The following is a 13685-nucleotide window of genomic DNA, read 5'->3' on the forward strand; positions in this document are numbered from 1 at the left end:
CCAGCATAGGCTGCTCAGTAACAACTGAACAGTTCAGACTGTCTATCTCAGTCGATGGTGACCGTGAGCACGCCGATGACCTTCGCGAGCCGGGCCGCGACCCGGCCGGCGTCGAAGCCCTCGCCCTCGACGACCACCCGCAGCTCCCCCTTGTCCAGCGACAGCGAGAGCTCGCGGACGTCGTACGGATTCAGCTGTACGGCGATCCGCGCGAGCATCCCCTCCGTCTCGACCACCTCGGCGGTGAAGACGGTGACGGTGCGTTCGACCGCGAGCAGAGTCATCGCGCGACCTCCTTGTGACGCAGCAGCCCGAAGGTGAAGCCGTCGACGAGCGCCTCCCACGACGCTTCGACGATGTTGTGCCCGACGCCGACCGTCACCCACGAGCCCTCGCCGTCGGCGGTCTCGATCAGCACTCTGATCACCGCGTCCGTCCCGTGCCCCTGGTCGAGGATCCGGACCTTGTAGTCGACCAGCTCGAACTTGTTCACCACCGGGTACGCGCGTTCGATCGCCGTGCGGAGCGCGTGGTCGAGAGCGTTCACCGGACCGTTGCCCTCGCCGGTGACGATCTCCCGCTCCCCGCCCGCGACCAGCTTCACCGTCGACTCCGAGACCGCCTCGCCGTCGGCGCGGGACTCGGTGATCACGCGCCACGACTCGACGTCGAAGAAGCTCGGCCGCTTCCCGGTGACCTCCTCGGTCAGCAGCAGCTCGAACGACGCGTCGGCGGCCTCGAACGTGTACCCGCGGGCCTCCAGCTCCTTCACCCGGTCGGCGACCCGGCTGACCAGATCACGGTCGTCGCCGAGGTCGAAGCCGAGCTCGCGGCCCTTCAGCTCGATGCTCGCGCGACCGGCCATCTCGGAGACGAGCATCCGCATGTCGTTGCCCACCTGGGCCGGATCCGTGTGCTGGTAGAGGTCGGGATCCACCTTGATGGCACTGGCGTGCAGGCCCGCCTTGTGGGCGAACGCGGACACACCGACGTACGGCTGCCGGGTCGACGGCGGCACGTTCGTCACTTCGGCGATCGCGTGGGCGATCCGGAACGACTCGGCGAGCTTGCCGGCCGGGAGCAGTTCCATCTCCCGCTTGAGCTCGAGGTTGGCGACGATCGCGAGCAGGTCGGCGTTGCCGGTGCGTTCGCCGTACCCGTTGATGGTGCCCTGGACGTGCGTGACGCCGGCCTCGACGGCGGCGATCGAGTTCGCCACCGCGCAGCCGGCGTCGTTGTGACAGTGGATGCCGAGCCGGGCGCCGGTGGAGTCGAGGACGTCGCGGACGATGTCCTGCAGCTCTCTCGGCAGCGTCCCGCCGTTGGTGTCGCACAACGCGACCACATCGGCGCCGGCCTCGACGGCTACCCGTACGACTTCCAGTGCGTACGCACGGTTGGCGCGGTAGCCGTCGAAGAAGTGCTCGGTGTCGAGGAAGACCCGCTGGCCGCTCTCGCGCAGGTGGCGGACCGTGTCGGCGACCATCCGGAGGTTCTCGTCGAGCGTCGTCCGCAGCGCCCGCTCGACGTGCGCATCGTGGCTCTTGGCAACGAGTGTGACCACGCCGGCGCCGGAGTCGCGGAGGGCGGCGACCTGCGGGTCGTCGGCCGCGGTGGTCTCGGGCTTGCGGGTCGCGCCGAAGGCGGCGAAGGTCGCGTTCTTCAGGTGCAGCTCGGTCCGGGCCCGCTCGAAGAACTCGGTGTCCTTGGGCACGGCACCGGGCCAGCCGCCCTCGATGAAGCCCACGCCGAGGTCGTCCAGGTGCTGCGCGATGGCGATCTTGTCGGCCACGGACAGCGCCAAACCCTCCTGCTGCGCGCCGTCGCGCAGAGTCGTGTCGTAGACGTGGAACTCGTCCGAGATGCTCATGATCGGCCTTCCGAGGGGCTGGCGGTGTTCGGTTCGGGCAAACAAAAAACCTCCCGCAAGGTGCGAGAGGTCTGCGCGCTCAGGTACAGCTGGCTGAGCGCGCCTAAGAAATAATGACCCGGTAGATCTTCATGACATTTGGCAGTCTGCCACACAACGTCCACACCGTGGCGGGACTGTCTCGCATCACGAACATCCAGTACGCCGACCAGTACTGCCGCGTACTCCTCAGTCCACTCGGGCGACCGTCCGTGGCCGGTTGTGAAGGGAAGAGGAGAGAAGAGGGTCGTTCAGGCGGAGGAACGAGGTCGTTCAGGCGGTCAGGGTGGTGAGGGACCAGCCGGGGTCGTCCCAGGCGGTGTAGAAGTCGTCGCGGGACAGGGGCCTCAGGCCCCATTCGTCGCGGTCCAGGGACGTGTCGGTGAGCAGACCCTCGTCGTCCTCGAGCCGCTGCCACCAGTACCTGGTGACCTCCCCGTCCTCGCGGACGCCGAGCTGGCGGACGACGACCCACTCCCGCTCGTGCCAGACCGCCTCGTACAGCCAGTCGGTGCCGTTGTCGTCGGCGAGCGCGCCGTACGTACGGGGAGCGGTGCCGCGATCGAGGTCCCGGATCAGCTCGACCGTGGCGCGGATCGCCCGGACCGTCTCGGGCGACCAGTCGCGCCGCTCGGCGAGGTCGGCGTAGTAGGCCTCGACGTCGTCGGGGAAGCTGCTCATGATCCCCGACCCTATCGGTGACCGGCTGTGGACAGCGACCACGCGTCCACAGCCGGCACCTGAAAAGATGCTGTGAAAGCGGCCTAGCAGACCTTGGTCATCCAGCCGTGCGGGTCGGCGGTGCGACCGTACTGGACGTCGAGGAGGGCGCCGCGGACGGCCGCGGTGACCGGGCCGCCGTTGCCGTCGCCGACCTTGGTCTCGCCGTCCTTCCACTTCAGCGACGCGACCGGGGTGACCACCGCGGCGGTGCCGCAGGCGAACACCTCGCGGACCTTGCCGGAGGCGGCGCCGTCACGCCACTCGTCGATCGAGATCTTCCGCTCGGTCACGTGGTAGCCGAGGTCGGTGACGAGCTTGAGGATCGAGTCCCGGGTGACGCCCTCGAGGATCGTGCCGGACAGCTCCGGGGTGACCACGGAGTTGTCGTCGAGGACGAAGTACAGGTTCATCCCGCCGAGCTCCTCGACCCACTTCTTCTCGACCGCGTCGAGGAAGGCGACCTGGTCGCAGCCCTGCTCGATGGCCTCGGCCTGCGCGAGCAGCGAGGAGGCGTAGTTACCGCCGGTCTTGGCCGCGCCGGTGCCACCGGGGGCGGCCCGGGTGTACTCCTCGCTCAGCCAGATCCGGACCGGCTTCACACCACCGGAGAAGTACGAGCCGGCCGGTGACGCGATCGCGCAGTACGTGACCTGGGCGGACGGGCGGACGCCGAGGAACGGGTCCGAGCCGAACATGAACGGCCGCAGGTAGAGCGACGTCTCGCCACCGCCGGGCACCCAGGCCTTGTCCAGCTCGACCAGCGTGCGCAGCGAGTCCAGGAAGGCCGCCTCGGGCAGCTCCGGCAGCGCCAGCCGCCGCGCGGAGCGGGCGAACCGGGCCGCGTTGGCCTCGGGGCGGAACATGTGGATCGAGTCGTCGGGATGCCGGTAGGCCTTCATCCCCTCGAAGATGGTCTGGGCGTAGTGGAACACCGCGGTGGCCGGAGACAGCTCCAGCGGTCCGAAGGCGGTGATCCTCGCGTCGTGCCAGCCGTTCTCCTTGGTCCACGTGGCGATCGCCATGTGGTCGGAGAAATACTGCCCGAATCCCGGGTTCGCCAGGATCGTGGCGCGCTGGTCGTCGCTGGCCGGTTGGGTGGTTGGCTCAACGGTGAACTGCAGATCGGCGCTCATAGCCGCACCGTACCTCTTGGCCGACTGGTCATGCGAGAAGCAGCCAGGACCTCACACGGGGTCATCGGGCGTCACCCGGCCGCGCGCTTGGCGATCGCGTCACCGATCTCCGCGGTGGTCCGGACGGCGCCCGTGCGCTCCTCGATGTCGGCCGTGACGGCCGCCTCGATGGCCTGCGCCGCCTCGGTCAGGCCGAGGTGGTCGCACAGCAGCGCGGCGGACAGGATCGCCGCGGTCGGGTCGGCCTTCTGCTGGCCGGCGATGTCCGGCGCGGAGCCGTGCACCGGCTCGAACATGCTCGGCGCGGTCCTGTCCGGGTTGATGTTGGCGCTCGCCGCCAGCCCGATGCCACCGCTGATCGCGGCCGCCAGGTCGGTGATGATGTCGCCGAACAGGTTGTCGGTGACGATCACGTCGAACCGGGCCGGGTCGGTGACCAGGAAGATGGTCGCCGCGTCCACGTGCAGGTAGTCAACCGCGATCTCCGGGAACTCCTCGGCGACCTTGTCGACGGTCCGCTTCCAGAGGTGACCGGAGTACACCAGGACGTTGTTCTTGTGGACCAGTGTGAGCTTCTTGCGCGTGCGGGCCTGGGCACGGGCGAACGCGTCCCGGACCACCCGCTCCACGCCGTACGCCGTGTTGACCGACACCTCGGTCGCGATCTCGGCCGGCGTGCCCACGCGGAGGGCTCCGCCGTTGCCGACGTACGGACCCTCGGTGCCCTCACGGACCACGACGAAGTCGACGTCGCCGGGGTTCGCCAGCGGGGAACCGACGGACGGGTAGATCTTCGAGGGGCGCAGGTTCACGTAGTGGTCGAGGGTGAAGCGGAGCTTCAGCAGCAGGCCGCGCTCGAGCGTGCCGGACGGGACCGTCGGGTCGCCGATCGCGCCGAGCAGGATCGCGTCGTGCTTGCGGATCTCCTCCAGCTCGGCGTCCGGCAGCGTCTCACCGGTGGCGTGCCAGCGCCGCGCGCCGAGGTCGTACTCCGTCCGGTCGAACGTCACGCCGTGCTGGGCGGCGACCGCGTCGAGCACCTTGAGGGCCTCGGTGATCACCTCGGGTCCGATCCCGTCGCCGGGAACGACGGCCAGCGTGAAGTTCTTGTTGTCGCTCACTTCTTGGGTTCTCCCCCATTGTCACGGCGGTTCATGGCCTCTTGGACAGCCCCGGCCTCGGACGTGGTCTCACTCGCCGGGCGGGTCGGCCGGCGACGGCGCGCCACCTTCCGCTCCCGGGCGTCGATCGCGGGCCAGTTGGCTGGATACATGTCGTACATGCTGCTCCTCCCGAAACGGGTCGCGGGCGGCAGGGTGCGACCGAATTTACTCTGACGTCCGACTATTTCACCACTATGCGGGCAGCTTGTCCCGCTATGTGAGATCCCGGTGCTGGTGCTGGACCGGAGCTGTGCAACTCTCAACCGGTGAGTGCTCCTCCAGAACTGCCGCCGCTGGTCTCAGCGGCCCTCAGCCTGTCCGGCCGGCGCGGATTCGTCAGCTCCACGCGGAACGAGACCGGCCGGCTGCTCGCGTCGCTGGCGGCGTCCAAGACCGGCCTGCTCGGTGAGCTCGGGACCGGCTGCGGCGTCGGGTCGGCCTGGCTGCGCAGCGGTGCCGGCGAGAGCACCCGGATCGTCACCGCGGAGAGCGACCCGCAGCTGGCCCAGGCGGTCGCCGAGCTGTTCGCCGCGGACGAGCGGATCGAGGTCGTCTCAGCGGACTGGACGGCGCTGATCGAGCGCGGCCCGTTCGCGCTGCTGTTCGTGGACGCGCGCGAGGCCAAGCTGTCGGCCCGCGACATCATCGCGGACGTGGTCGAGCCCGGCGGCTTCGTCGTCCTCGACGACTTCACGCCGTCGGCGGTCTGGCCGCCGATGTACGAAGGCCGCGTCGACACGCTGCGGCAGGAGTGGCTGATGGACAAGCGCTTCACCACCGTCGAGGTGATGGTCGCCGCCGACGCCGCCGTACTGCTCGCCACCCGGCACTAAACCCGGCCCGGACATGGAGCGGGCCCGAGCTATTGAGCTCGGGCCCTTGCCAGCCGCCATGCGCCTGCGGGCGGCTGACCACCTCCAGTAAATCAGTCGTTGGACTGACTCACGCCTCCAGGTCCACGGTACGAGCGGTGTCGGCCTGGACCGCGCTCGCGATGTCGTCCAGCACGGCCGGCGCGATCGCCGAGTCGACCGACAGCGCGACCAGGGCCTTGCCGCCCTTGCGGTCACGGCTGACCTGCATGCCGGCGATGTTCACGTCCGCGTCGCCGAGGATGCGGCCGATCTGCCCGACGATGCCGGGCCGGTCCTCGTAGGTGAGGAAGGCGAGGTGCGCCGACAGCTCGACCTCGAGGTCGAACCCGTCGATCTCCACCAGCCGCTCCGACTGCCGGACGCCGACCAGCGTGCCCGACACCGACACCTGCGCGCCGTCGGCGAGCGTGCCGCGCAGCGTGATCAGGTTGCGGTGCTCCGGGCTGTCGTGGTCGGTGACGAGCCGGACCTCGAGACCCCGCTCGGCCGCGAGCAGCGGCGCGTTCACGTACGAGACGTTGTCCTCGACGACATCCGCGAACACACCCTTGAGGGCGGCCAGCTCGAGCACCTTGACGTCGTACTGCGTGATCTCGCCGCGGACCTCGACGTCGAGCTGCTGCGCGACGCCGCCGGCCAGCGCGGTGAAGATCCGGCCGAGCTTCTCGGTCAGGGCGATCCCCGGCCGGACGTCCTCGGCGATCACGCCGCCCTGGACGTTGACCGCGTCCGGCACGAGTTCGCCCGACAGCGCGAGCCGGACCGACTTGGCAACCGCGATCCCGGCCTTCTCCTGCGCCTCGTCGGTGGACGCGCCGAGGTGCGGGGTGGCGACCACGTTCTCGAACTCGAACAGCGGCGAGTCGGTGCACGGCTCGCTCGCGAACACGTCCAGGCCGGCGCCGGCCACCCGGCCCTCCTTGAGCGCGGTGTAGAGCGCCTGCTCGTCGACGATGCCGCCGCGGGCCGCGTTCACGATGATGACCTCGGGCTTGACCTTGTGCAGCTCCTCGTCGCCGATCAGGCCGATCGTCTCCGGGGTCTTCGGCAGGTGCACCGAGATGAAGTCGCTCGAGGCCAGCAGCTCGTCCAGGGTGGCGAGCCGGACGCCCATCTGCGCGGCACGGCCGGCCTGCACGTACGGGTCGTACGCGATCACGTTCATGCCGAAGGCGGCCAGCCGCTGCGCGACCAGGACGCCGATCTTGCCGAGGCCGACGATGCCGACGGTCTTCTCGAACAGCTCGACACCGGAGTACTTGCTGCGCTTCCACTCGCCGTTCTTCAGCGACTGGTCGGCGGCCGGGACCCGGCGCGCGGCGGCCAGCAGCAGCGCGACCGCGAGCTCGGCGGCGCTGACGATGTTGGAGGTCGGGGCGTTCACGACCATCACGCCCGCCTGGGTCGCGGCCTTCACGTCCACGTTGTCCAGGCCGACACCGGCCCGGGCGACGACCTTCAGGCGCTTGGCGGCGGCCAGGGCCTCAGCGTCCACCTTGGTGGCGCTGCGGATCAGGATGGCGTCGACGTCGGCGATGGCCGGGAGCAGCTCGGCGCGGTCGGCGCCGTTGATCTGCCGGATCTCGAAGTCGGGGCCGAGCGCCTCGACGGTGGCCGGGCTGAGCTCTTCGGCAATCAGGACGACGGGCCGGGTTACGTCAGTCATGGAGGAATCTCCTGCAGAAGCGGTAGGGGCTCGTGTGAACAGAGCACCGCGCTGTGCCCGCTCCTCCGATGGTACCGCGTCCCCTCCAGCCCCCACCCAGCGACCCGAATCCCGGTCACTCGTCGCAGCCCCGCTTCGGAGACATCGAGTCCACGTCGTCGATCACCAGCTTGCCGCCCTCCCGGACCAGGTCGTACTTGTAGTCCAGCCGGCGACAGGCCTCGCCTCTGGCCCCCTTGGCGCGCGGCGAGAACAGAACGTTGAACGAGACCCGCGCGGCCGCTCCGTCCGTCTCGGTCGGGGCCACATCAGTGACCTTGGGAAGGAAGAAGTACGACGTCTGGTGGCCGTTGCTGTCCCGTTCCACGTCCAGCGACCTGGCAAGCTTCTTGGAGTACAGCGACTGCACAGCCTGGAAATCGTGCCGGTTCTGGAGCGTGAAATAGCCGGCGAGCAGCTGCTGCGCCTCGGCCGCCAACGGCGTGCTCGCGACCTGCAGCTCCGGCACGACCGGACTCTGCGCGCCGCGAGAGCGGCGACAGGAGCCGGGTTCTGCGGTGATCGCGGTCGAGCCGCGTGCGACGTACCCACGGAGCTTGTCGACGCCGACGATCCTGCTGTCTTTGACCTTGTCGCCGACGACCACACCGATCACGTGGCCGGACTTGTCGAGCACCGGGCCGCCGAGTTTGGCCGTGTTCATGACCGTGCTGAGCGCCACCGGCTTGGCGATCGAGCCGATCGACTGCATCGTTTCCCTGGCGGCCGCCGTGTAGCCGATCAGCGCGCGATCGGCTTTCGGATCGGGGCCTGTGCCCGCGAGCGGCAGCGGGCTGTTGCCGAGCCGCCCGACCATACGCAGTACGGCGACCCCGTCCGCGCTGGTGCCGACCAGATTGGCTCGCCGGATCCGATGGTCGGGCGTGACGATCACGATCGACAGCGGCTGCTTGATCGCGGACGCCGCAGTCAGGATTGTCTCCCCGTCGACAAGCACACCGGACCCCTCGCCGGTGCCTGCGCAGGTCGTGCCGAGCACCCGGACCACAGCCGGACCGGCCGTCTTCAGGACATCCTGGCCGACGGCGTCCGTGATGTCCGGGCTGGTCGTTCCACTGACCTCTGGTGTTGCGCTGCGCACGCTTTGTGACCGGATCCACCATCCGGCTGCCACACCGCCGGCAACGATGATCAGCAGCGCGATGACACCGGCCAGGATCCGGCCGAAGATCCATGGCGGTCGGGGTGGCGGCTGGGGGTCAGGCGGTGTACTGCTCTCCAGTTGGGTGTGCGCGTCGTCGCGCGTGGGGATCCGCCGAGGCGGCCGCGGCAACTCGCGCCCCTCCATCAGTTCCCCCCATCACTTGCACAAACGACAACCCCCATCGATTGTGCCAAGAAGTATAGGTCCGGGAACCCGGATGCCGGTCACTCCGAGTCGCAGCTCAGCGGTGTGGCCATCGGCTTCGCCTGGTCGATCACGAGCGCGCCGCCCTCCCGGATGAGGTGGTAGCGCTGGTCGAGCTGGTTGCAGACCCGCCCGTCCGCGCCGGACGCGGTCGGCGCGAACAGCACGTTGAACGCCAGTCGCGCGTAGGCGCCGTTCCCGTCCGGGCTCACCTCAGTGATCTTGGCGCCGAAGAAGTACGACGTCTGGTGGCCGTCGCGGTCCCTGCCCTCGGTCAGCGTCTTCTTCAGCCGCTTCGAGTACAGCGCCTGCAGCGCCGGGAAGTCGCGCTTGTTCTCCAGGGTCAAGTAGTCGGCGAGCAGCTTCTGGGCCTGGACCCCCAGCGGGGTGCTCCCGACCTGCAGCTCGGGCACCACTCCGTTCTGCGGCCCGCGCGACGCCGCACAGCGGCCCTCACCGGCAGTGATGCCGGTCGACCGCGGTACGACATACCCGCGCAGCTTGTCGGCGCCGACGATCGTGGCGGCCGGGACCGTGTCACCGACGACGATCCCGACCACCTGACCGGCCTTGTCGACGACCGGGCCGCCGAGCTTCTCCGCGTTCATGACCTCGCCGAGCGCGCGCGGCTGATCCGCCGTACCGACAAGCTGGATGGTTTGTTTGCCGGCCAGGGTGTAGCCGATCAAGGCGCGCTCCGCCTTCGGATCGGGTTCCTCGGTGGCGAGCGGGAGCGGATCGCCGTCCAGTTGCCCGATCAGCTGCAGTACGGCGACCCCGTCGGCGCTCGTGCCGAACAGATTGGCCCGCCGGATCTTGTTGTCCGGGGTCACGATCACGATCGACCGCGGCTGTTCGACCGCGGAGGCGGCGGTGAGGATCCGCCCGCCGTCGGTCAGTACGCCGGTGGCCTCGCCGGTCCCGGCGCAGGTCGTGGCCAGTACGCGGACGACGGCGTGACCGGTCGTGTTCAGAACGTCCGCGGTATTGACTTGCAGGCTCCGGTCCCGGAGGTACCAGCCCGCGGTCGCACCGCCGGCGACAATGACCAGCAGTACGACAAAGCCGGCCAGGACCCGGCCGAAGATCCACGGCCCGCGCTGTGGCGGCTCCGGGGCACGCGGGGTGCCGGTCTCCAGCTGGGTGAGTGTGCCGGCCGCCGGAGGGACTCGCCGAGGCGGACGCGGCAGCGTGTTCCCGCCGTCCCCCATCCCCGGTCACCTCCCCCAACGTCACCTGTCCAGACCGCAATCGTCACACATTGTGTCAAAAGACAGGGCCCGGGCCATCCACCAGGGACGGACCGGGCCCTTTCGGGTCGTGTGTCAGCGAGCTGAGGAGCCCTCGACGTAGTCGTCGTCGTGGGACTTCACCCAGGCCATCAGGCCGCGCAGCTCCTTGCCGACCGCCTCGATCGGGTGGGACTCGCTCTGCTTGCGGAACTCGGCGAACTCCGGGCCGCCCGCGTCCTGGTCGGCGATGAAGCGGGCCGCGAAGGTGCCGTCGGTGATGTCGCCGAGGACCTCCTTCATCCGCTGCTTCACCGACGCGTCGATGATCCGCGGGCCGGACACGTAGTCGCCGTACTCGGCGGTGTCGGAGACCGACCAGCGCTGCTTGGCGATGCCGCCTTCGTAGATCAGGTCGACGATCAGCTTGAGCTCGTGCAGGCACTCGAAGTACGCGACCTCGGGCTGGTACCCGGCCTCGGTCAGCACCTCGAACCCGGACTGGATCAGCGCCGACACGCCACCGCAGAGGACGGCCTGCTCACCGAACAGGTCGGTCTCGGTCTCCTCGGTGAAGGTGGTCTTGATCCCGCCGGCCCGCAGGCCGCCGATGCCCTTGGCGTACGACAGCGCCAGGTCCCACGCCTTGCCGGTGGCGTCCTGCTCGACCGCTACCAGCACGGGTACGCCGCGGCCCTCGGAGTACTCGCGGCGGACCAGGTGGCCCGGGCCCTTCGGGGCGACCATGAACACGTCCACACCGGCCGGCGGCTTGATGTAGCCGAACCGGATGTTGAAGCCGTGACCGAAGACGAGCGCGTCGCCGTCGACCAGGTTCGGCTCGATGGCCTCCTTGTAGAGCTTGCGCTGGGCCGGGTCCGGCGCGAGGACGACGATGACGTCGGCCTCCTCGACCGCCTCGGCCGGGGTGAGGACCCGCAGGCCCTGGGCCTCGGCCTTGGCCCGGCTCTTCGAGCCCTCCGGCAGGCCGACCCGGACGTCGACGCCGGAGTCGCGCAGGGACAGCGCGTGGGCGTGGCCCTGGGAGCCGTAGCCGAGCACGGCCACGTGGCGGCCCTGGATCACCGACAGGTCGGCGTTGTCGTCGTAGAACATTTCAGCTGCCACTGTGGGCTCTTCTCCTCTGTAGTGATTCGGGTACGGCGTTCAGGCCTGGCGGGCCGGGGCCACGGGTCGGCCCGGCGGCGGCGCCGGGACCGGGTGGTGGGCCCGGTCGACGGGCTGCGCCTGCACGGTCGGGGTGCCCGGCGCGACGTGCGGCGGTGGCACCGGGACCGGCCGCAGGGTGCGGTCGGAGATGGAGCGACTGCCCCGGCCGATCGCCACCATGCCGGACTGCACCAGCTCGCGGACGCCGAAGGGTTCCAGCACCCGGAGCATGGCCTCGAGTTTCTCGGGATTGCCGGTCGCCTCGATCGTGATCGCGTCCGGAGCCACGTCCACCACCTTCGCACGGAACAGCTGGACGGTCTCCAGCACCTGTCCCCTGGTCAGGGTGTCGGCCTTGACCTTCACCAGCAGCAGTTCACGCTGAACCGTCTGGCTGGGCTCGAGCTCGACGATCTTGATCACGTTCACCAGCTTGTTCAGCTGCTTGGTGATCTGCTCCAGAGGCTGCTCGTCCACGCTGACCGCGATGGTCATCCGGGACACCTCGGGGTGCTCGGTCGGGCCGACCGCGAGGGAGTCGATGTTGAACCCCCGGCGCGAGATCAGCGCCGCGACCCGGGCCAGCACACCGTGCTTGTTCTCGACCAGGATCGACAATGTGTGCTTGCTCATCAGAGTTCCTCGGTGTCCCACTTGGGCGCCATGTCGCGGGCGATCTGGATGTCGTCGTTGCTGGTGCCGGCCGCGACCATCGGCCAGACCATCGCGTCGCGGTGTACGACGAAGTCGACCACGACCGGCTGGTCCGTGACCGACATCGCCTTGTCGATGGTGGCGTCGACCGAGTCCTTGTCGGAGCAGCGCAGGCCGACGCCGCCCATCGCCTCGGCCAGCTTGGCGAAGTCCGGGATCCGGGCCGAGTGCAGGTCGGTGTTGGAGTACCGCTTGTCGTAGAACAGCGTCTGCCACTGCCGGACCATGCCCAGCGACTGGTTGTTGATCACGGCGACCTTGATCGGGATGCCCTCCAGCGCGCAGGTGACGAGCTCCTGGTTGGTCATCTGGAAGCAGCCGTCGCCGTCGATCGCCCACACGGTCTTGTCCGGCCGGGCGACCTTGGCTCCCATCGCGGCCGGAACGGCGTACCCCATGGTGCCGAGGCCGCCGGAGTTCAGCCAGTGGCGGGGCTTCTCGAACGGGAGGTAGTGCGCGGCCCACATCTGGTGCTGGCCGACGCCCGCGGTGTAGATCGCGTCCGGGCCGGCGATCCGGCCGATCCGCTCGATCACGTACTGCGGGGACAGCGTGCCGTCCTCGGGTTCGTCGTACGCGACCGGGTACTTGGCCCGGACCGCCTCGAGCTGGTGGCGCCAGCTGTCGTACGACGGGGTCCGGCCGGCGCTCGCGATCTCGGTGCGGAGCGCCGCGATCAGGTCGGTGATGACCTCCTTGCAGTCACCCACGATCGGCACGTCGGCGGCCCGGTTCTTGCCGATCTCGGCCGGGTCGATGTCCGCGTGGATGACCTTCGCCTCCGGGGCGAACGAGTCGAGCTTGCCGGTCACCCGGTCGTCGAAGCGCGCGCCGAGGCAGATCAGCAGATCGGACCGTTGCAGGGCGCCGACCGCGGACACCGAGCCGTGCATCCCCGGCATGCCGAAGTGCAGCTCGTGGGTGTCGGGCAGCGCGCCACGGGCCATCAGCGTGGTGACCACCGGGATGCCGAGGAGCTCCGCGAGCTCCTTCAGCTCGGCGTGGGCCTGGGCCCGGATCACGCCGCCGCCGACGTACAGGACCGGCTTCTCGGCCACGGCGATCAGGCGGGCCGCCTCACGCACCTGCTTGGGGTGCGGGCGGGTCACCGGCCGGTAGCCGGGCAGCGAGAGCTCGGTCGGCCACTGGAAGTCGACCTTGGCCTGCATCGCGTCCTTGGTCACGTCGACCAGCACCGGGCCGGGCCGGCCGGTGGAGGCGATGTGGAACGCCTCGGCGACCGTGGTGGCGATGTCATTCGGGTCGTTGACCAGGAAGTTGTGCTTGGTGATCGGCATCGTGATGCCGCGGATGTCGGCCTCCTGGAAGGCGTCCGTACCGATCGCGGCGCTCGCGACCTGGCCGGTGATCGCGACCAGCGGGACCGAGTCCATGTAGGCGTCGGCGATCGGCGTGACCAGGTTGGTGGCGCCGGGGCCGGAGGTCGCCATGCACACCCCGGTCTTGCCGGACGCGGCGGCGTACCCCTGGGCGGCGTGGCCGGCGCCCTGCTCGTGACGTACCAGGATGTGGCGGATCTGGGTCGAGTCGAGCATCGGGTCGTACGCCGGGAGGATCGCGCCGCCCGGGATGCCGAAGACGGTGTCCACCCCGGCATGTTCCAGTGCGCGGATCAGAGCCTGTGCCCCGGTCAGCTGCTCACTCATGAGTGCCTTCCTTGTCCTGTCACGTGAT

General features: G+C 69.4%; 12 protein-coding genes. 1 reads left to right on the forward strand and 11 read right to left on the reverse strand.

The features are described 5' to 3' along the window. Window positions 1-47: 47 nt before the first annotated feature. The 5 genes from ACZ6O0_RS27600 to ACZ6O0_RS27620 all read right to left on the reverse strand — a co-directional run bounded on the left by ACZ6O0_RS27600 (window position 48) and on the right by ACZ6O0_RS27620 (window position 4886). The gene (locus tag ACZ6O0_RS27600) at window positions 48-284 is read right to left on the reverse strand and encodes a hypothetical protein (RefSeq protein ID WP_465767885.1); all 237 of its coding nucleotides are present in this window, start codon (window positions 282-284) and stop codon (window positions 48-50) included. Next, window positions 281-1870, reverse strand: coding sequence for a citramalate synthase (cimA, locus tag ACZ6O0_RS27605; RefSeq protein WP_465767886.1), 1590 nt, complete (start codon window positions 1868-1870; stop codon window positions 281-283). Before cimA ends, ACZ6O0_RS27600 begins: the two co-directional genes overlap by 4 nt. Before the next feature lie 312 nt (window positions 1871-2182). Continuing rightward, complete coding sequence (locus tag ACZ6O0_RS27610; protein WP_465767887.1) at window positions 2183-2590, reverse strand: hypothetical protein; 408 nt, start codon at window positions 2588-2590, stop codon at window positions 2183-2185. 83 nt (window positions 2591-2673) lie between these two features. After that, entirely contained in the window at window positions 2674-3765 is a 1092-nt protein-coding gene (locus ACZ6O0_RS27615; RefSeq protein WP_465767888.1) for a branched-chain amino acid aminotransferase, read from the reverse strand. 71 nt (window positions 3766-3836) lie between these two features. Further along, window positions 3837-4886, reverse strand: coding sequence for a 3-isopropylmalate dehydrogenase (locus ACZ6O0_RS27620; protein ID WP_465767889.1), 1050 nt, complete (start codon window positions 4884-4886; stop codon window positions 3837-3839). A gap of 308 nt (window positions 4887-5194) precedes the next feature. Here ACZ6O0_RS27620 and ACZ6O0_RS27625 point away from each other — a divergent pair, with 308 nt between their 5' ends. After that, window positions 5195-5761, forward strand: a complete 567-nt coding sequence (locus ACZ6O0_RS27625) for an O-methyltransferase (RefSeq protein ID WP_465767890.1) — start codon at window positions 5195-5197, stop codon at window positions 5759-5761. 109 nt (window positions 5762-5870) lie between these two features. On the opposite strand, the gene serA is transcribed toward ACZ6O0_RS27625, so the two are convergent. The 6 genes from serA to ACZ6O0_RS27655 form a co-directional block, all read right to left on the reverse strand. Further along, on the reverse strand, window positions 5871-7469 hold the full coding sequence (serA, locus tag ACZ6O0_RS27630; RefSeq protein WP_465767891.1) for a phosphoglycerate dehydrogenase: 1599 nt from the start codon (window positions 7467-7469) through the stop codon (window positions 5871-5873). Between the two features lie 115 nt (window positions 7470-7584). Continuing rightward, window positions 7585-8817: a S1 family peptidase gene (locus ACZ6O0_RS27635; protein WP_465767892.1), complete on the reverse strand. Its 1233-nt coding sequence runs from the start codon at window positions 8815-8817 to the stop codon at window positions 7585-7587. A gap of 80 nt (window positions 8818-8897) precedes the next feature. Further along, on the reverse strand, window positions 8898-10088 hold the full coding sequence (locus tag ACZ6O0_RS27640; RefSeq protein WP_465767893.1) for a S1 family peptidase: 1191 nt from the start codon (window positions 10086-10088) through the stop codon (window positions 8898-8900). 114 nt (window positions 10089-10202) lie between these two features. Continuing rightward, window positions 10203-11222, reverse strand: coding sequence for a ketol-acid reductoisomerase (gene ilvC, locus ACZ6O0_RS27645; protein ID WP_465768290.1), 1020 nt, complete (start codon window positions 11220-11222; stop codon window positions 10203-10205). Between the two features lie 51 nt (window positions 11223-11273). Then, the gene (gene ilvN, locus ACZ6O0_RS27650) at window positions 11274-11909 is read right to left on the reverse strand and encodes an acetolactate synthase small subunit (RefSeq protein ID WP_465767894.1); all 636 of its coding nucleotides are present in this window, start codon (window positions 11907-11909) and stop codon (window positions 11274-11276) included. After that, window positions 11909-13657 carry an acetolactate synthase large subunit gene (locus tag ACZ6O0_RS27655; protein WP_465767895.1) on the reverse strand — a complete coding sequence of 583 codons (1749 nt, stop codon included), beginning with the start codon at window positions 13655-13657 and terminating at the stop codon, window positions 11909-11911. Before ACZ6O0_RS27655 ends, ilvN begins: the two co-directional genes overlap by 1 nt. Between the last annotated feature and the right edge of the window lie 28 nt (window positions 13658-13685).

It is taken from the genome of Kribbella sp. NPDC048837, from assembly GCF_055586945.1.